Origin of the sequence: Pseudomonas sp. Q12-87 (assembly GCF_001269755.1) — a bacterium.
In the GTDB taxonomy this organism is placed as follows: Bacteria; Pseudomonadota; Gammaproteobacteria; order Pseudomonadales; family Pseudomonadaceae; genus Aquipseudomonas; species Aquipseudomonas fluorescens_S.
Genome location: NZ_LHVI01000036.1, coordinates 238,887 through 259,207 on the forward strand (window position 1 = coordinate 238,887; position 20,321 = coordinate 259,207).

Sequence of the window (20,321 nt, forward strand, 5' to 3'; positions counted from 1 at the left end):
GAGTAAGAAAACTCTTGTTTCAAAAAGGTTGAAGGGGGGACCAAAAAACGCTCAGTTTTTTTCTGATATCAACGGACATCAAATCCCACAAGGGATTGGGAGCTTCCATTCGCTCGAAATGGTTTTCGGTGACGGATTTCTAGCATTGCCCTAAGAAAGACTCTATTTCGCAACAAACGCTGACAGATCAAGCAAAAAATGGGTTTGACCTTCTACCATGCATACGCTCAACACTGTTGCGCCGGTGACGAGGGAGCATCCAGCCAACGGTTGACGTTGTGGCACGCTCAACTTAGGATGGCCCTACTCAACCCCGTACGCAGAGATTCAGTTCTCTGGCTGTTGGGGTGAAAAAACCGGCTTAGGCCGGTTTTTTCGTTTCTGGGGATAGAGCTTGTGCGCACCGCATTTTTTGTTGACGGCTACAACCTGTTCTATGGACTGCTCGCAGACACACCTTACAAATGGCTGGATTTGCGAAGCCTGCTGTCACACATCGCGCATATCGAAAACCCGCGCAGCACGACCGCCTCAGTTGACTACTTCACCTCCTCGGTCAAACCTTCACTGGCCACCCGTGGTCGAGTATCAAAAGAAGCGCAAGATTCTTATATCCGCGCCCTGAAGACCACCCATATCCGTGTCCATTATGGTCATCATCAACTTGAACCTGCCAAAGCCCCTCGTTTCGTTGATAGAAGGACAAAAGCCTCTCGTGAGGACAAAGTCGACATCTGGAAACTGGAGGAAAAAGAAACGGACGTTCACATAGCAATTAGCATGTACCGAGCCGCTGCAAAGCAAACGACGCTGAAGAGTCATGAACGGGTAGAGCAATTGGTGCTTGTATCCAGCGACACCGATATGACTCCCGCTTTGAGAGCCTTGCGGGAGGATTTTCCCGAAATAACCGTAGGCGTCATTCTTCCTCATCGAGCTGAGTTGAATCGTCCGTCTCCAGGTTCGCTAAAGCAGCACGTCCACTGGATGCGCCGTGTAGTCACTTGCGACGAACTCCAATCCCACCAATTTCCCAACCGAGTGCCCACACACAAAGCCCCCGCCATCAAGCCGGATTACTGGTAGCAACCAACGTCAACTCCCCATCCCGATACAACACCTCACGCCCCAGCCACGCCACATCCACCTGAGGCAGCACCGCCGAAGGTTTACGCAACTCACGCAACAAGGTCGACCCATGGGACAAACGCCCCCCCATGCGCGCAATCACGGCCCGGGCGCTTTGATAGTGTGCATGGCGGCCAGGGTCCAGGGTGTCTTCAAGCAGAATGTCCTCACCCAGGATGCCTTGAGCCTGCCCCGGATAGATCAGGAACCCACTCGCCTGCTCGGTGCCTTCGCGACCGTCCTGCCAGAAGCTGCCGGCGCGGCTGCGAATGTCCGGATGCGGCGCAAACCAACGCGCCCGGTCGGCAGTTGGCATAGCGTGGTGCAGGCGAAAGAAGATCCGCATGAGGTTGTCGCGATACCATTCGCGCACTTGCAGATAGTAACCGCGCAGCCCCGGCAGGCCGGTCGAATGGGCCAGGCGAATCACCAAGGGCCATTGAGGGAAGGCTTGCACGGGCAACTCGGTGGGGACCGGACGTGGCGTCGCCGGATCGGTTTCCCACGGCAGGCGATGCGGGCTGTGTTCAAGGTCATCGTAGGCAGTGGGCGGTCGCCCCAGCAGGTCGCCGCCGCTGCTGGCCAACGCGCTGGCGATGCACAGGTTTCCCTGCACCACAAACACATAGAAGCGGGTGAACCAGTCGGCCAATTGCTGGCCGTCGGCGCCTTGCCGGGTGAGTTCGAGCAACTCCCGGTCGAAGCGCCGCAGGCCGTGTTCGAGGGTCAGCAGATGTCCGCGAGCGATGCGCTGCATACGCAGGAACAACGGCAGCGAACGCAGCAGGCGCAGCGGTCGCCAAGGCAGATGCGGTGTCGCGCCGCCGACCTCGCCCGCATAGCTGCTGGCACTGATGCCCCAATCTGTCAATCGAGCGAGAAACAGATCGTTATTGATGTACGAAGCGCCGTCAAATACGGCCGTGAACGGCTCGTTGTCCTGCAATACTCGTGAATCCCAACGGGCCATGATCGCCGGAATGCTCGCCGCCGCGCGGCGCTGGGCGTATTCGACCAGCACGCTGGGTTGTGGCGGCAGGATCTCGGCGATGTTGGCGGCGGTCAGGTGGCGGCGCCAGCCGTAGTCGCTGATCGGCCGATACTGCAACAACCACAGCTGCGTGCCATCCCAGGCCCATTCAACGTCGCCAGGCACGTAGTGAAAGACCCGCAACACACCTTGCAGGAAACGCCACAGCGTGTCGGCGGTTAGGCCATGGGCGGGCTTGAAGGTGTCGCTGCTCCACGCCGCGCCGAGGCGGGACATGATGGCGCGCTCAGGACTTGCCTGACCGTCGGCCAACGACTCCAAGTGACCTTCGACCCATTCCAGCTCGACAGACAAGTGACGTACGAACGCAATCCCGGACAGCCTGGGCGTGATGAAGCGCTGCACCACGACTTCCTCGACGCCCGCCGCCGTCAATTCGGCGATGCGCGCTGGCACGTTGTGCGTCGGCTCGCGCAGGAACGTGGTGCTCAAGCCCGCATTCGCCGCGTCGGCCTGATCTTCACCGTAGCTGGACGAGCGCACCGCCCAGCTGGCGCCGGTTTGGCCGTCGAGAAACGCCAGCAAGCGCGGGTCGTGGCAATCGTTGAGCGACAGCGCCGCCGGCACCGCTTGCCCGGCCAGTTCCGCCAGCCGCAAGCGCCCACCTTTGGTATGGGCGACGAACCCACGCTCGCCCGACTCCAGCCACGCGGCGAACTCGGCCGGTGCGTCAATCCACGGGTAATGACCCCAGCCGGCTTTCAGGCTGATAGTCAAATCGGCACGGGCCAGAATGGCCGACCAGGCGGCCGCCTGCTCGATGCCCAGCACCTTGTCCTGGTCACCCCAGACCAGTTCCACCGGGTCGGTGATCCACTCCAGCAGCGGCAGTGCGGTATCCGCACGCAGCTGATCCCAGAGCGGCACAAAGGCGCGGCAGCGGGCGTATCCGGCGCCCATGCGTTGATACTGCGCGGGCGTCCAGGTCTGGCGGGAGAACTTGTGGGCAAACAGCGTCGGCTTGTTCGAGAGCAGCCAGTGAATGGTCTTGCGAATCGGCAGCGGCGACATCAACGCCGGCAATCGCCGCTGCCATAAAAATGCGCCCACCGGCGCCAGCAACACGCTGCGGCAAAAATGCCCGGGCTGGCGTTGCAGCGCATGCAGCACTAGCAACGCGTTCACCCCCACCGCCATGATTGCGCTGCCCTTGACCGTCGCCGCCAGGAGCGCTTGCGCATAGGCCACAAGATCTTCGCAGGGGGCTTGTGGGTTGTTGCCGAATCCCGGCAATTCCAGCGGTATCACATCGTAGGCTTCGAAGTGCGGCAACGCGTCGTCCCACCAATCGGCCGCGCTACCGTTGCCGGCCAGCAGGTACATCCGGGGCTTGCTCATGGATGCTCCTCAGGCCAGGTCGCGCAGGGCGGCGTCGAGGGTCGGGTAACGGAACGTATAACCGGCCTCGGTGAGACGGCTTGGCACCACCCGTTGTCCATCGAAAAACAACTGGGCCATTTCCCCGGCCAGGACCCGCACGGGCGCGGCGGGAATGTGGAACCACACCGGACGCTTGAGAATCTTGCCAACGCGTTCAGCGAACAGCGCCTGGCTGACCGTCTCCGGCGCCACCAGGTTATAGGTGCCGCTCAAACTGTCGTCGTTGAACGCACAGGCGATGACCGCAATCACGTCGTCGCGATGCACCCAACTCATGATCTGCCGACCGTCACCCATCCGCCCGCCGAACCCCAGACGAAACGGAATCAGCAGCGGCAACAATGCGCCGCCCGGACCAAACACCACACCGAGGCGCATCACCACTTGGCGCACACCCAGCTCGGTGGCGGGCAGCGCTGAGGCTTCCCAACGCGCGCAGAGCTCGGCCATGAAACCATCGCCACGGGTGTCGCTTTCATCGAGACTTTCGCTGGCGTCACGCACGCCGTAGAAACCGATGGCCGAAGCCTGGACCCACAACGCCGGTTTGTGTCGGGCGTTCTTCAGCCAGGTCATCAAGGCTTCGGTGGTACTGACCCGGCTGGCGATGAGTTGCGCCTGGCGTTTGGGGCTCCAGCGCGGACCGGCCACCGGTGCGCCCGCCAGGTTGATCACGACGTCGAAGGTTTCGTCATGGCCCAGTTTGCTCAACGAACGCAGGCAACGGGCGCGTCCATCGAACAGATAGGCCGCTTTCAAGGGATCGCGGGCCAACACGCTGACCGTATGCCCGGCATCAAGCAGTTGATTGACCAGGGCCTCGCCGATAAACCCGGTGCCGCCGGTCACCAACACACGTTTGTAAGCGCCACCGGCGAACGGGTTGGCCGGTTTGCCTTCGCGTTGCATGCGCAGCGCCGCCAACCCGTCACGAATACCCGAGGCTGTCACACCGATGGCGAACAAGGTCAGCAGCCAGCCACGCCAGCCGAAATCGATCGCAACCAGGCCGGTCGGCAGACTCGCCCACTGCGCCAGTTGCACCCCGTACAGCGCGAAGAATGCCCCGCCGTTGACCGCCAACACCGTGTGCATGATGCGTTCGATGGCGGGCAGTTTGCGGGTCCGGTCCTCGACCACGAAATCCCAGAGCGTCAGGCCGATTTCCAGCGCAAACAGCAACCCAATGACAATCGCCCACGTCCCCTGGAAGGCCAGGTGCGCCATGCCCAGGAACAGAATTCCGTAGAAGCACGAGCGCAGGGCGTGGATGGAGAGTTCCAGGCGGGCGCTGTGGCGATAGGGCAGCGCGACGGTGAGTTCGTGGTGATACAGGGTGTCCAGCGCACCGAGGATCGCCTGGGCGATCAACAGCGCGATGGCCAGGTCCAGCAATGAAAAGTCAGGCATGGTGCGAATCACTCGACGCGGTGTCAGGCAGGGAGGTGCGGCGGTCGTGGCGATAGAGCCAGAACAGCGGCGGCAGCAATAGCAGCAGTGCAAGGCTGTCGAGCCACAGGTGCGACCAGACCCGGGCCTGGGCGGAAATCAGCATGTCCTGGGGCGCCCAGAGCAGGATGCCGGCGATTATCCAACCCCAGGGCATCGCGCTTTTCAGTCGATTACCGATGTGCACAAGGGCGAACATGTACAGCGCATAGCTTTGCAATGTGGCACCGAACAAGGCCAGCCACCAGACCTGTTGTTCGCTGGCCGTGGCAGGCACGGCGGCGGCGCCCCAGAAGGTCTGTTCGATGCTGTGCAGGTAGCCATCGAGCAAGCCCGAATGACCCGCCCAGCTCAGCGTGACACCGGCCAGCAGATGCATCAGCGCGGCGGCGTAGAGCCAAATGACCAGGACTTTGCGCAGGGGGTTTGGAGGGGTTGGCATTCCGTGTCCTGAAGGCTTGCTGGAGGTCGCAAGTCTAATGGAAATGGCCGAGGGTTTACTTGGATTATTAGGTAGCGTCAGGCTGACATGCCTGTGGTGAATTGAAGACCGTCTTCGCGAGCAAGCCCGCTCCCACACGGGATCTGTGTCGAACCGAAATATTGAGATCAACACCGATCAACTGTGGGAGCGGGCTTGCTCGCGAAAACGCCAGCCCAGACAACCCAAACCCCATGGCTCAGCGCTGCATCCCCCAGCGCTTCACCGTCACCCGCTCCAAACTGTCGAACACCAGGTTCTCTACCAACAACCCAATCAAGATCACCACCGCCAACCCGGCAAACACCTTATCGGTATACAACTCATTGCGGTTCTGGAAGATGTACCAGCCCAGGCCGCCCTTGCCGCTGGTGGCGCCGAAGACCAGTTCGGCGGCGATCAAGGTGCGCCAGGCAAAGGCCCAGCCGATTTTCAGCCCGGCGAGGATCGACGGCAGCGCGGCCGGGATCAGGATGAACAGCACAAAACGCAGGCCCTTCAGCCCATAGTTGCGGCCGGCCATGCGCAGCGTTTCCGACACGCCGAGAAAACCCGCATACATGTTCAGCGCCAACGCCCACAGCACCGAATGCACCAGCACGAAAATCAGGCTGTTCTGTCCGAGGCCAAACCACAGCAACGCCAGCGGCAGCAGGGCGATGGCCGGCAAGGGGTTGAACATCGACGTCAGGGTGCTGAGCAAATCACGGCCCAATTGGGTCGATACCGCCAGGGTGGTCAGGCCAAACGCCAAGACGATACCCAGCAAGTAGCCCTTGATCAGCACCACCAGGGAAATCCACACCTTGCCCAGCAGTTCGCCGCTGAGCAAACCGTCGTACAACGCGCTGGCGGTTTGCAGGAAGCCCGGCAGCAGCAGGTCATTATTCTGGTAGCGGGCCACGCCCTCCCACACCAACGCCAGCAGCAACAGGATCAGGCTTTTACGCAGCCAGCCCTGTTGCCAGAGGCGCTGGCCCAGGGGCAGCTCTCGCTCCAGGGGCACATGGGTCAAAGGTTGCAGGTCGACTTCGTATTCTTCGCGCGCGGGCGACAGATGGCTCATGGAAAATCCCCTTAATACGCGATACGAATGTCGGTGAAGTCCAGCTCACGCTCGGCTTCCGCCGGCTGGCCTTCATTGAACAGCAGCCGATGGATGCGCTGCGCGGTGTGCTGGAACGCCACGCCACCGAGGCTGTGCAAGTCGTACTGATGGCTGTGGATCTCCGCCCGCACACGTCCCGGATGGGGTGATAGCAACAGGATGCGATTGCCCACCACCAACGCCTCTTCGATGGAGTGGGTGACGAACAGCAGCGTGAAGCGCACCTCTTCCCAGAGCAGCAGCAATTCTTCCTGCATCTTGCGTCGGGTCAGCGCATCGAGGGCGGCGAAGGGTTCGTCCATCAACAGGATTTTCGGTTGCATCGCCAATGCCCGGGCAATGGCGACCCGGGCCTTCATGCCGCCGGACAAGGTGTGGGGATACGCATCGGCAAACGCCGCCAACCCGACCTTGTCCAGGTAATGCAACGCCCGCTCCTCGGCCTCGCGACGCTTGAGGGTATGGGACGCCAGCAGCGCGAACATCACGTTCTGCTTCACGGTTTTCCACGGCGGCAGTTGATCGAATTCCTGGAACACCACGATCCGGTCCGGCCCTGGCGCGCGGACGGCCTGGCCTTGCAAACGAATCTCGCCTTCGCAGGGCGCGATGAAACCGCCGATGGCCTTGAGCAAGGTGGACTTGCCGCAACCGGACGGGCCGAGCAAGACAAAACGGTCCGCCGGGTCGACCTCGAAACTCACCTGGTGGGTAGCCCGCACCACACGCTGCGGGGTGCGGTATTCCAGGCTGACGTTATCCACCGACAGCAACGCCGTGCCGGTGGCAGTGGGATTGCTGGCCGCGTGGCCTTGCAATGGCGCGTTCATGACAATCAGCTCCCCTGCAACGGTTTGGCGTCCTGGAAGAAATAATCCTCCCACGACGCCGGCTTGTTCTTGATTGCGCCGACGCGGTAGAGGAACTCCGCCAGCGGGTAGGTGTTTTTCGGCGTGACGGTGAATTCGATCTGCGGGTTGTCGATGATTTTCAGCAGGGTCGCCCGGTCGATCTTGGCCTTCGTCACGCGCAGGTAGGTATCCGCCGCCGCGCCTTTGTCCTTCTGTGCGAACTCCGCCGCCTCGGTCAGCGCCTCGACGAACGCCTTGTAGGTCTTCGGGTTTTCATCGCGGAATTTCTCCGTGGCGAACAGCACCGTGGGTGAGTTCGGCCCGAGCACGTCATACGAATTGAGCACTACATGGACGCTGGGATTTTGCAGCGCCTGGTCCTGGAACGGCGGGTTGGAAAAATGCCCGGTCAACTCGGTGCCGCCAGCAATCAACGCCGCCGTGGCGTCCGGGTGGGGAACGGCCAGGGTGTATTTGTCGAGGCGGTTGAATTCCTTGTCTCCCCACTGCTTCGCGGCGGCGTACTGCAGGAAACGCGACTGCACCGAAACGCCCACCGCTGGCACCGCGATACGGTCCTGTTCGGTGAAGTCGGCGATGGTCTTGACCTTCGGGTTGTTGCTCAGCAGGTAATAGGGGAAGTTGCCCAGGGAGGCCACTGCCTTGACGTTCTGCTTGCCATGGGTGCGGTCCCAAATGGTCAGCAACGGCCCGACGCCGGCCCCGGCAATGTCGATGGAACCCGACAGCAGCGCATCGTTGACCGCCGCGCCGCCGGACAATTGGGTCCAGTCGACCTTGATGTCGATGCCTTCTTGCTTGCCATATTTTTCGATCAGTTGTTGATCACGAACGACGTTCAGCAGCAGGTAAACGATGCCGAACTGTTCGGCGATGCGAATCTCGCCCTCGGCGTGGGCGCTGGGAGGCGCCACCAGGCTGCCGGCCAGCAAACTGAACCCTAGGCCGATGGCCGCGGCCAGCGGTGCAAAAGCAATGCGTTTGGACATGGTGATTCTCCAAGCTCTTTGCGCCAGGCGCAGCCGATCAGAAAGGGGCATCGCCCTGGATGGTGGTGCGATACAGCTTGCGGCGCAGATGGCTCGGGCAACCGGCGGCCAGGTGGATCAGCGAACGGTTGTCCCAAAACACCAAGTCATGGGGCTGCCATTGATGGCGATAGATGTTTTGCGGCAACACGCTGTGGGCATACAGCTCGGCCAGCAACGCTGCACTTTCATCCTCCGGCAGGCCGACGATACGGGTGGTGAAACCCTCGCTGACGAACAACGCCTTGCGCCCGGTTTCCGGGTGGGTGCGCACGATCGGATGGACGACTTCGGCGACCTGGGCCAGTTGCTCCGGTGTCAGCGTTGGACGCCAGTTGCCTTCGAATTTGGTTTCGCTGTAGCGCGCCGTGTAGGAATGCGCCGCCGAACGGCCTTCCACCGCCTTGCGCAACGCTTCGGGCAAGCCTTCCCAGGCTTTGTGCATGTCGGCAAACAGCGTGTCACCGCCTTCGCTTGGCAGCTCCTGGGCATGGAGCATCGAGCCCAGGCTGGGGAGCTCTTTGTAGGAGAGGTCCGAATGCCAGAATTTTCCAGCGTCACCGAGGCCGATGGATTGGCCGTTTTCGATGATGTTGGAAACGATGAGGATTTCCGGATGCTCGGCCAACAGGAACTGCTTGAGCACATGGACTTGCAACACGCCAAAACGGCGGCTGAAGGCGATTTGTTGTTCGGGGGTGATGCGCTGGTCGCGGAACACGACGACGTGATAGTCCAGGTGCGCGCGGTGGATGCGGGCAAAGTCATGGTCATTGATTGGTCGGGACAGATCCAGCCCAACGATCTCGGCGCCGACGGCACCGCTGAACGGGCGGACCTCGAACGGCTGTGGCGCGATGCTTTGGGTATTTGAATCTGGTGAATAAGAGACGGCTGGCATACATCACTCCCACGCACGGCGCGCTTGAACAGGCGCGCATCGATCAAAATCTCACGGGGTTACCGTGTCGGTTTGTGTCGTGCGGCGCGCCGATTGGTCGGCAGGTACGCAGGGGGATGACTTTAAGGGTATAAGAATTGAAATTTAAATACCGTTAATGAATAACGATATTGCTTTTGACTTGAGATGCAAAAACAAATTTGAAAAGCGACACCAACCCGTGGCGAGGGAGCTTGCTCCCGCTTGAGTGCGAAGCGCTCATCGCTTTTTTTGGGGCCGCTGCGCGACCCAGCGGGAGCAAGCTCCCTCGCCACACAAAAGCGGCCCTGTCACCGATTGGCAGGGGGGATTAGCGCTCGTGCAACGCCTCGGCCCGGGCCTTGATGATTGGCTTGAGCAGGTAGCTGAGCACAGTTTTCTTGCCGGTGATGATGTCCACCGACGCCACCATGCCGGGAATGATCAGCAGTGGCTTTTCATCGGTGCCCAGGTGGCTGCGTTCGGTGCGCAGTTTGATGATGTAGTAGGTGGTTTTCTTGTCTTCATCAGTGATGGTATCGGCACCGATCTGTTCCAGCTTGGCTTTCAGGCCGCCGTAGATGGTGTAGTCATACGCGGTGAATTTCACCGTGGCGTCCTGGCCAGGGTGCAGGAAAGCGATGTCTTGGGGACGGATTTTCGCCTCCACCAGAATGGTGTCGTCCAACGGCACGATCTCCACCAGGTCGCTGCCGGGTTGGATCACCCCGCCGATGGTGTTCACCAGCAACTTGTTGACGATGCCGCGCACCGGAGACGTCACCAGGGTACGGCTCACCCGATCTTCGAGGGCCTTGCCGGTGGCCTGGGCCTTGTTCAGATCGGTGCGCGCCTCGTTGAGCTGGGTCAGGGCTTCGCTACGGAATTTACCGCGGGTTTCGTCGATCTTGCGCTGCACTTCCTTGATCGCCGATTCGGCACGAGGAATCGCCAGCGTCGTGGCGTCCAGTTGCCCACGGGTTTCGACCTCGGCGCGCTTGAGCCGCAGCACTTCCACCGGCGACACCGCGCCTTGGGCCACCAACGGCTCGGACATGTTGATTTCCTGACGTTGCAGCGCCAGGCCGGAGCGGTACTGCGACTGTTTGGAAACGAACTCGCGCAACTCCTGCTGGCGCTGGATCAATTGTTCTTGCAAGCCGCCGATCTCATCGTGCAGTTGCTGGCGACGGCTGAGGTATAGCGATTCTTCGCTGGCGGCCTGGCGTGGTACGGCCTTGAGTACATCAACGGGGAAATTCAGCGGTCGGTCATCCACCTCGGCGCTCAGACGCTCGACGCGCAACAGCATGGCCTGGCGATCGGCTTCGGTTTCGCCCACGTTGGAGACAAACCGCGTGTCGTCCAGACGAATCAACGGCGCGCCCGCGTCGACGATCTGCCCTTCCTTGACGAACAGCTCGGCGACGATCCCGCCCTCCAGGTTCTGGATTTTCTGGATCTTGGACGATGGAATCGCCTTGCCGTCGCCCTTGGTTACTTCATCGATCACGGCGAAGTTCGCCCAGAGCATCAGGAACACAAAGAAGCCGATGATTCCCCAGATGGTCAGACGCACCACACGCGGGGCGTCTTCGATCAGCGCCTTGTTGACCTCGGGCAGTGGTTGTCCATGCAACGAGGCAGAGCCTTTGAAGTAGCGGCCTACGGAATCCTTGAAGCCCGACTTAAGCAACATTGATCTGCCCCTTCTTCAATGCTTCCATGACGGCCGCTTTCGGGCCGTCGGCCAGGATCTGTCCACGGTCGATCACCAGCAGGCGGTCTACCAGCGACAACAAGGATGCCCGGTGCGTTACCAGCAACACTGTCTTGTTTTCCACCACGGCGGCCAGGCGCTGTTTCAAGCGTTCTTCACCGGTGTTGTCCATGGCGCTGGTGGGCTCGTCCAGCAACAGGATGGGCGGGTTGAGCAGCAGCGCACGGGCCAGGGCGACGTTCTGGCGCTGGCCACCGGACAGGTTCTGCCCGCGCTCGCCGACTTGCAGTTCATAGCCTTGCGGATGCAGGCGGGCAAATTCATGCACCCCCGCCAGTTCCGCCGCCTGGAGCACCAGTTCGTCTTCGACGTAACGAGCACCGGACGTGAGATTGTCCCGCAGGGTACCGGCCAGCAACTGGATGTCTTGGGGCACGTAACCGACGTTGTAGCGCAGTTCGCTGACATCGATCTGGCGGATGTCCACGCCGTCCACCAGCAGGGCACCGTCGTCAGGTTGGTATAGGCCCACCAACAGCTTGGCCAGGGAACTCTTGCCCGAACCGCTGCGGCCGATGATGCCGATCTTCTCGCCTGGCTTGATCACCAGGTTGATGTTTTTCAGCGCAGCGTTCTGCTGGTTCGGGTAGGTGAAATTCAACTGGCGACATTCAATGGCGCCCTGCAGCACCTTGCGGCTCAGCGGACGCTCTTCGAAATTGCGCTCCTGGGGCAGCTCCATCATCTGGTCGACCGAAGTCATGGTCACCCGCGCCTGCTGGTAACGGGTGAGCAAGCCCGACAGCGACGCCAGTGGGCTCAGGGCGCGACCGCTGAGCATGTAGCAGGCGATCAGCCCACCCATGCTCAGGTTACCGGCGATGATCTGGTAGACGCCGAAGACAATCATGATCACGCCGGCCAGTTGCTGGATCAGCAAGGTGATGTTCATCGCCAGGCCGGACAGCATCTTGACCCGCAATTCGAGGCGGCTGAGGGTACCGATGGTCTGTTCCCACTGGTATTGGCGCTCGCTCTCGGCGTTGTTGACCTTGACCGCGTCCAGGCCGGCCAGGGTTTCGATCAGGCTGGACTGGCGCTCGGCACCCAGGGCCATGGTTCGCTCCATGGTTGCCACCAGGGGCTTTTGCAGCGCATAACCGATCAACAGCGCAATCGGGAAAGCCAGCACCGGAATCCACACCAGGTGCCCGCCAAGAATCGCGATAACCATGAAAATCAACAGCGTGAACGGCAAGTCGATCAGGCTGGTGAGGGTCAGCGAGGCAAGGAAATCGCGCAGGCTTTGGAATTCATGGATGTTCTGGGCAAAGCTGCCGACCCGCGCGGGGCGGTATTTCATGGCCATGCCGACGATGCGTTCGAACAGCGTCGCCGAAATGATCAGGTCGGTCTTCTTGCCGGCCAGGTCCAGGCACAAGCTACGCAGCATCTTCAGGATCAGATCGAACACGTAGGCGCCGGTAATGCCGACAGCCAGTACCCACAGGGTCGATTCGGCCTGGTTTGGCACCACGCGATCATAGACGTTCATCACGAACAGCGGCGCGGCCATGGCGATGATGTTGATCAGCAGGCTGGCGGCAATGGCATCGGCGTATAGCCAGCGGGAACGCTTGAGGGTGTCGCGAAACCACGAACGCGCCCGGGGAATCAGCGTGCCGTGGTTCACGTCAAATTTATGTTGGGGTTGGGCGAAGAAGACTTTGCCGCTGTAGTCGTCGGCCAGCAGTTCGCGACTGACGGTCACTTCGCCGCCATCGCTTTCGCTGAGCAGCAGCCGCGCCTGGTCGTCACCGACCCATCCCAGCAAAACCGCGCTGCGACCGTCCTTGAGCAGCAACAGGGCCGGCATGGCTATGGTCGGGATCTGCTCGAGCTTGCGTTGCAGCACCCGGCCTTGAAGACCGGCACGGGCCGCCGCACGCGACAATAAATCGACGCTCAGCCGCTGCTTGGGCAACGGCAGGCCGGTGGTGAGCATCGCCGCGCTGGCCGGCTTCTGATGGAGCATGCAGAGCGCCAACAAACCGTCCAGCAACGGGTCGTCGTGCAGCGTGCGCGGATCATGGATGAGTTCGACTGGACTGACTTCTGATTCCACGCTCTGCACTCTTTACTGGTCGAAACCGGATGGATGGATCAATTCATCCCAGGCAACTGGACCTTGGGTTTCATGTCGTTCTGCACAACCGATGCCAACGGCGCGACCACGCCCTGGCTTTTAAGCAACTGGCCCATGGTCGCCTTGATCCGGTATTGGGTGAACAGCTGAACGTTCTTGATTTCCGCCAAGCGGCGGGACGCACTGAACAGCTCGTTTTCGCTGTCGAGCAAGTCGAGCAGGGTCCGCTCGCCGAGGCTGAACTGCCGTTGGTAGGCGGTGCGCACGCTGGTGCTGTGATCCACGTACTGCTGAGCGATCGGTACCTGGGCATTGGCGTTGTTCAAGGCGTTCCAGGCCAGGCCCAACTCTTCAGTCAATTGGCGCAGCGCATTGTTACGGATGTCCAGCGCCTGATTGGACAGGTACGACTTGGATTCCAGGTCGGCCTTGTTGCTGCCGCCGGCATACAGGTTGAAACGCATGCGCAGCATGGCTTGCCATTCATTGTTGTGGCCGTTCTGACCGTCCAGGTCATTGTCCGCGGTGCGGCCCAGCTCGGCGTCAAAGCGTGGATAGAAGCTGGACTTGGCGGCTTGGTACTGCTGCTCGGCGGCGGCGATGTCCGACTCGGCGGAACGCAGTACCGGGCTGTTTTCCAGCATCTGCGCGCGGGCCTCGGTCAGGTTGGCAGGCAGCAGCGCCATGAAATCGGCGGGGCGTTCCAGCTGATCGGGCAGTTGACCGACGGCGCTGAGGAAGTTGGTTTCGGCATCGGCCAGGTTGGTCTGCTCGGTGATCAGGTTGTTGCGAGCCTGGGCCATGCGCGCTTCGGCCTGGTCCAGGTCGGCACCGCTGCCTACGCCACGGGAAGTGCGCAGCTTGATCTGGTCGAAGATGCGTTCGTGGCTCTTGAGGTTTTCCTCGGCCAGGCGCACGAACTCACGGCGGGTCAGCACGTCCAGGTACACCTGGGCAACGGTCAGACCGGTGCGCTCGGATGCGTCCAGCAACGAATAGGCGCGGGCATTGACGGTGGCTTGCTGACGCCCCACTTCGCTGGACGTCGCAAAACCGTCAAAAACCATTTGCGTCAGGCGCAGGCTCGACTCGCTGCGATTCAGGGTTTCCCAATGATTATTGCCGCCTGACCGGGTGGTGACGCTGTCGGTGCCTTCACGGCCGTATCCGGCTGCGAGGTCCACTCTAGGCAGGTAGCCGCCCTTGGCCGCCTTGAGTTGATAGTCCGCCGCCAGGCGACTGTTCACCCCGGCCTGGATTTCAGGATGAACATCCAGCGCCTGTTGCATGGCCTGCGGCAAGGTTTGTGCTTGTACGAAACTGGCGGCGAGGGCAAAGGGTAAAACCATGAACAGGTGCGAACGCATTGGGGTTTTCTTCCTGAAACACTTGTCTTGGATCACAGCGAAACATGGCGCTGCATCGGATGATGGCAACCGGAATGACCGTATGTCGGAAAGTTCGAAACAGGAACTGAATCACGCACCGAAAGAACAGGTCGCCGCTTAAATATCAATGTGACATTACGGAAGCGATTGTTTAGGATGGCCAGCAGAAGGTCAATAGTTTGGCATAAACAAACTTCAGTCGCTTTTCGAGCCAAAATATTGACAAGTCACGGCGTCAAAATACTTTTCCCATTTAGCTAATAGATAACGTCCAGACCGCTACGGCCGCCGGCTGTCGGGTCCATGGAAGTCTACTGAACGTGGTACCCGGAGAGTCTTCAATGAGCAGTGTTATTGCCGTTGTCAAAAGCATTGTTGGTCAGGTTTTCGTCGTTTCCCCCGAGGGCATTCGGCGCGTACTCATTGAAGGTGATCGCCTGAACGTAGGCGACCAACTGGACACCGGCCCTGCCGGCGCCGTCACGCTGGAACTGGCTGATGGCCGCACCCTGGACCTGGGTCGCGACACGCAGTGGAGTGCCAGCGCTCCGGATTCCACCACCAATCTTGAGCAGGCCACCGCCCAGGCCGCGCCATCGGTAGATGAGCTGCAACAAGCCATCGCCGCCGGTGCCGACCCGACCACCGCCCTGGAAGCTACCGCCGCCGGCGCAACGGCCGCAGGCACAGGTGCTGCCGGTGGCGGTCACAGCTTCGTAGCGCTGGATGCCACCGCAGGCAGCGTCGACCCGACCATTGGCTTCCCAACGGCCGGCTTGACGACGGCCGCAGCTGCCAACACCAACATCACCGGCCTGGACACAAACGCCAACACCACCGCCAACGCGGTGCTCAATTCGACGCTGACCTTGAGCGCCACGCCGACCCTGACCGAGGCCGGTGGCGTGCTGGTCTACACCGCGACTGTCACCCAGGCGGCCCAGACCGACCTGACCGTGACCTTATCCAACGGCTCCGTGATCGTGATTCCCGCCGGGCAAACCACCGGCAGCGTCAACGTCCCGCTGGCGCCGAACGATACCGTCTATAACGACCCAAGCCAGATCAGCGTGACCGTGACCGGTACCACCGGCGGCACCGGCATTGCCGTGACCCTGCCCACCACGCCGGCCGTGACCCAGATCACCGACACCATCGATACCACCACCGTCACCCTGTCGGCAGGCAACACCGTCACCGAAGGCGGTTCGATTGTTTACACCGCGACGTTGACCAACCCGGCTCAGACTCCGGTTACCGTGACGTTGAGCAATGGCTCGGTTATCACCATCGCTGCAGGCCAGACCACCGGCACCGTTAATGTTGAGACGCCAGCCAATGACGTCTACAACAACGGCAGCACTGTCAGCACCACCATCACTGGCGCGACCGGTGGCAATTTTGAAAATCTGGTGCCAAGCACTACGCCTGCGGTCACCACGATTACCGATTCGGCTGACGCCACGGGCCTGACCCTGACCGCCAGCAACGCCATCACCGAAGGCGGTTCGATTGTTTACACCGCGACGCTGACCAACCCGGCTCAGACTCCGGTGACTGTGACCTTGAGCAATGGCTCGGTTATCACCATCGCTGCGGGCCAGACCACCGGCACCGTGGCTGTCGAAACCCCGGCCAATGACGTCTACAACAACGGCAGCACTGTCAGCACCACCATCACTGGCGCGACTGGTGGCAACTTTGAAAACCTGGTGCCAAGCACTACGCCTGCTGTTACCACGATTACCGATTCGGCTGACACCACAGGCCTGACCCTGACCGCCAGCAACACCATCACCGAAGGCGGTTCGATTGTTTACACCGCGACGTTGACCAACCCGGCTCAGACTCCAGTTACCGTGACGTTGAGCAATGGCTCGGTTATCACCATCGCTGCGGGCCAGACCACCGGCACCGTGGCTGTCGAAACCCCGGCCAATGACGTCTACAACAACGGCAGCACTGTCAGCACCACCATCACAGGCGCGACCGGTGGCAACTTTGAAAACCTGGTGCCAAGCACTACGCCTGCTGTTACCACGATTACCGATTCGGCTGACACCACGGGCCTGACCCTGACCGCCAGCAACACCATCACCGAAGGCGGGTCGATTGTTTACACCGCGACGTTGACCAACCCGGCTCAGACTCCGGTGACTGTGACCTTGAGCAATGGCTCGGTTATCACCATCGCTGCGGGCCAGACCACCGGCACCGTGGCTGTCGAAACCCCGGCCAATGACGTCTACAACAACGGCAGCACTGTCAGCACCACCATCACAGGCGCGACCGGTGGCAACTTTGAAAACCTGGTGCCAAGCACTACGCCTGCGGTTACCACGATTACCGACTCTGTTGACACCACCGAGCTGACCCTGTCGGCCAGCAGCACCGTCACCGAAGGTGGCCAGATCACCTACACCGCTACGCTGACCAATCCGGCCGAGACACCGGTCACCGTGACCTTGAGCAATGGTTCAGTTATTACGATTGCTGCAGGCGCGACCTCTGGCAGCGTGGCTGTTGATGCGCCATCCGACGATGTTTACAAAGACGCTGGCAAGGTTGAGGTCAGCATCGATAAAGCCACTGGCGGTAACTTCGAGAACCTCGTTCCGAGCACCACCCCAGCTGTTACTGACGTAACCGACACCATCGACACCAGTACCGTTTCGCTCTCAGCGACTTCGACTGTGGCCGAAGGCGGCACTGTGGTTTACACGGCTTCGGTGAATGCCCCGGTTACTGGCGCTCCGCTCGTTGTGACATTGAGCAACGGCCAGACCATCACCATCCCAGTCGGCGAAAGCTCTGGCTCGGTGAACTTCGCCACGCAGGACAACGCCCTCGCTGGCGGCGACAACCTTAGCGTGAAGATCGACGACGCAAAGGGCGGCAACTACGAAAAACTGGCTATCGACGACAAGCCTGCTGACACGTCGGTCACCGATACCCAGAACACTACCGACCTCACTTTGAGTGCGACCGACACGGTTACCGAAGGCGGTCAGATCACCTACACCGCTACCCTGACTAACGCTGCTGGCACACCAGTCACCGTGACCCTGAGCAATGGCGCTGTGATCAATATCGCTGCCGGTGCAACCGCCGGCACCGTGACCGTCGACGCGCCAAAAGACGACGTTTACAAAGACGCCGGCAAGGTTGAAGTCACCATTGATAAAACTGCCGGCGGCAACTTCGAGAACCTGGTTCCGAATACCACCCCAGCCGTCACCGATGTCACCGATACCATCGACACCAGCACTGTTTCGCTCTCAGCGACTTCGACTGTGGCCGAAGGCGGCACCGTGGTTTACACCGCTTCGGTCAACGCTCCAGTGACCGGCGCTCCGTTGGTTGTCACATTGAGCAACGGCCAGACCATCACCATCCCGGTCGGCGAAAGCTCCGGCTCGGTGAACTTCGTCACGCAGGACAACGCCCTCGCAGGCGGCGATAACCTGAGCGTCAAGATCGATGACGCCAAGGGCGGTAATTACGAAAAACTGGCTATCGACGAAAAACCGGCTGACACGTCGGTGACCGATACCCAGGACACTACTGGTCTGACCCTCTCGGCGACCGACACCGTTACGGAAGGCGGTTCGATTGTTTACACCGCCACCCTGACCAACGCCGCCGGTTCGCCAGTCACCGTTACGCTGAGCAATGGCGCGGTCATCAACATCGCGGCTGGCGCCACGACCGGCACCGTGACCGTCGACGCGCCAAAAGACGACGTATACAAAGATGCCGGCAAGGTGGAAGTCACCATTGATAAAGCTGCCGGTGGCAACTTCGAGAACCTGGTGCCGAGTACCACCCCAGCTGTCACTGACGTAACCGACACCATCGACACCAGTACCGTTTCGCTCTCAGCGACTTCGACCGTTGCTGAAGGCGGTACCGTGGTTTACACCGCCTCGGTCAACGCTCCGGTGACCGGCGCTCCGTTGGTCGTCACCCTGTCGAACGGCCAGACCATCACCATCCCAGTCGGCGAAAGCTCCGGCTCAGTGAACTTCGCCACGCAGGACAACGCCCTGGCAGGCGGCGATAACCTGAGCGTCAAAATTGACGATGCCAAAGGTGGCAACTACGAGAAGTTGGCTATCGACGGCAAGACCGCCGACACCTCGGTGACCGATACCCAGGACACCACCGGCCTCACTTTGACCGCGACCGACACCGTTACGGAAGGCGGTTCGATTGTTTACACCGCCACCCTGACCAACGCCGCCGGTTCGCCAGTCACCGTTACGCTGAGCAATGGCGCGGTCATCAACATCGCAGCCGGCGCCACCACCGGCACCGTGACCGTCGACGCACCGAAGGACGACGTCTACAAAGACGCCGGCAAGGTGGAAGTCACCATTGATAAAGCTGCCGGGGGCAATTTCGAGAACCTTGTTCCGAGCACCGCCCCAGCTGTCACTGACGTAACCGACACCATCGACACTTCGACTGTCAGCCTGAGCGCAACGTCGACTGTGGCCGAAAGCGGCACTGTGGTTTACACCGCTTCGGTCAACGCACCGGTTACTGGCGCTCCGCTCGTTGTCACATTGAGCAACGGCCAAACCATCACCATCCCAGTCGGCGAAAGCTCCGGCTCAGTGAACTTCGCCACGCAGGACAACGCCCTCGCAGGCGGCGATAACCTGAGCGTCAAAATTGACGATGCCAAAGGTGGCAACTACGAGAAGTTGGCTATCGACGGCAAGACCGCCGACACCTCGGTGACCGATACCCAGGACACCACCGGCCTCACTTTGACCGCGACCGACACCGTTACGGAAGGCGGTTCGATTGTTTACACCGCCACCCTGACCAACGCCGCTGGTTCGCCCGTCACCGTGACCCTGAGCAACGGCGCGGTGATCAACATCGCAGCCGGCGCCACCACCGGCACCGTGACCGTCGACGCACCAAAAGACGACGTCTACAAGGACGCCGGCAAGGTTGAAGTCAGCATCGACAAAGCTGCCGGCGGTAACTTCGAGAATCTGGTGCCAAGCACGACTCCTGCGGTTACGGATGTCACAGACACCATCGACACTTCGACTGTCAGCCTGAGCGCAACATCGACCGTTGCCGAAGGCGGCACCGTGGTTTACACCGCCTCGGTGAACGCTCCAGTGACCGGCGCTCCGCTGGTCGTCACCCTGTCGAACGGCCAAACCATCACCATCCCGGTTGGCGAAAGCTCCGGCTCGGTGAACTTCGTCACGCAAGACAACGCCCTGGCAGGCGGAGACAACCTGAGCGTCAAAATTGACGACGCCAAGGGCGGTAACTACGAAAAACTGGCTATCGACGAAAAACCGGCTGACACGTCGGTGACCGATACCCAGGACACCACTGGCCTCACTTTGACCGCGACCGACACGGTTACGGAAGGCGGCCAGATCACTTACACCGCAACACTGACTAACGCTGCTGGCTCGCCTGTCACCGTTACGTTGAGCAACGGCGCGGTCATCAACATCGCTGCCGGCGCCACGACCGGTACCGTGACCGTCGACGCGCCGAAAGATGACGTCTACAAAGACGCCGGCAAGGTGGAAGTCTCCATTGATAAAGCTGCCGGTGGCAACTTCGAGAACCTGGTGCCGAGCACGACTCCTGCGGTTACGGATGTCACGGAC

At 60.8% G+C, this 20,321-nt stretch carries 11 protein-coding genes and 1 pseudogene; 2 read left to right on the forward strand and 10 right to left on the reverse strand.

Translation table 11 applies throughout. The features are described from left to right. Positions 1–396 precede the first annotated feature (396 nt). The gene (locus AD663_RS28790; RefSeq protein WP_083455212.1) at positions 397–1,086 is read left to right on the forward strand and encodes an NYN domain-containing protein; all 690 of its coding nucleotides are present in this window, start codon (positions 397–399) and stop codon (positions 1,084–1,086) included. Here the strand turns inward: AD663_RS28790 and AD663_RS26990 are convergent. The 10 genes from AD663_RS26990 to AD663_RS27035 all read right to left on the reverse strand — a co-directional run bounded on the left by AD663_RS26990 (position 1,067) and on the right by AD663_RS27035 (position 14,649). Further along, on the reverse strand, positions 1,067–3,517 hold the full coding sequence (locus tag AD663_RS26990) for a hypothetical protein (RefSeq protein WP_003186913.1): 2,451 nt from the start codon (positions 3,515–3,517) through the stop codon (positions 1,067–1,069). The two genes, AD663_RS28790 and AD663_RS26990, sit on opposite strands and share 20 nt — an antisense overlap. 9 nt (positions 3,518–3,526) lie before the next feature. Continuing rightward, the gene (locus AD663_RS26995) at positions 3,527–4,969 is read right to left on the reverse strand and encodes a TIGR01777 family oxidoreductase (RefSeq protein WP_003186914.1); all 1,443 of its coding nucleotides are present in this window, start codon (positions 4,967–4,969) and stop codon (positions 3,527–3,529) included. Further along, entirely contained in the window at positions 4,962–5,450 is a 489-nt protein-coding gene (locus AD663_RS27000) for a hypothetical protein (RefSeq protein ID WP_003186916.1), read from the reverse strand. Before AD663_RS27000 ends, AD663_RS26995 begins: the two co-directional genes overlap by 8 nt. A gap of 238 nt (positions 5,451–5,688) precedes the next feature. After that, positions 5,689–6,555 carry an ABC transporter permease gene (locus AD663_RS27005; RefSeq protein ID WP_003186917.1) on the reverse strand — a complete coding sequence of 289 codons (867 nt, stop codon included), beginning with the start codon at positions 6,553–6,555 and terminating at the stop codon, positions 5,689–5,691. A gap of 11 nt (positions 6,556–6,566) precedes the next feature. Next, complete coding sequence (locus AD663_RS27010; protein ID WP_003186918.1) at positions 6,567–7,427, reverse strand: ABC transporter ATP-binding protein; 861 nt, start codon at positions 7,425–7,427, stop codon at positions 6,567–6,569. A gap of 5 nt (positions 7,428–7,432) precedes the next feature. Further along, positions 7,433–8,458, reverse strand: coding sequence for an ABC transporter substrate-binding protein (locus tag AD663_RS27015; RefSeq protein WP_003186920.1), 1,026 nt, complete (start codon positions 8,456–8,458; stop codon positions 7,433–7,435). A gap of 37 nt (positions 8,459–8,495) precedes the next feature. Further along, positions 8,496–9,398, reverse strand: a complete 903-nt coding sequence (locus AD663_RS27020; RefSeq protein ID WP_053214850.1) for a TauD/TfdA family dioxygenase — start codon at positions 9,396–9,398, stop codon at positions 8,496–8,498. 349 nt (positions 9,399–9,747) lie between these two features. Continuing rightward, the gene (locus AD663_RS27025) at positions 9,748–11,115 is read right to left on the reverse strand and encodes an HlyD family type I secretion periplasmic adaptor subunit (RefSeq protein WP_053214851.1); all 1,368 of its coding nucleotides are present in this window, start codon (positions 11,113–11,115) and stop codon (positions 9,748–9,750) included. Beyond that, positions 11,105–13,261 carry a type I secretion system permease/ATPase gene (locus AD663_RS27030; RefSeq protein ID WP_053214852.1) on the reverse strand — a complete coding sequence of 719 codons (2,157 nt, stop codon included), beginning with the start codon at positions 13,259–13,261 and terminating at the stop codon, positions 11,105–11,107. The genes AD663_RS27025 and AD663_RS27030 overlap by 11 nt, the downstream gene beginning before the upstream one ends. A gap of 38 nt (positions 13,262–13,299) precedes the next feature. Next, positions 13,300–14,649 (reverse strand): TolC family outer membrane protein, encoded by a 1,350-nt coding sequence (locus tag AD663_RS27035; RefSeq protein ID WP_003186928.1) that lies wholly within the window; start codon positions 14,647–14,649, stop codon positions 13,300–13,302. Positions 14,650–15,011: 362 nt separating this feature from the next. Between AD663_RS27035 and AD663_RS27040 the strand changes: the two are divergent. Further along, a pseudogene (locus tag AD663_RS27040) lies at positions 15,012–20,321 on the forward strand (LapA family giant adhesin); the annotation flags it as partial.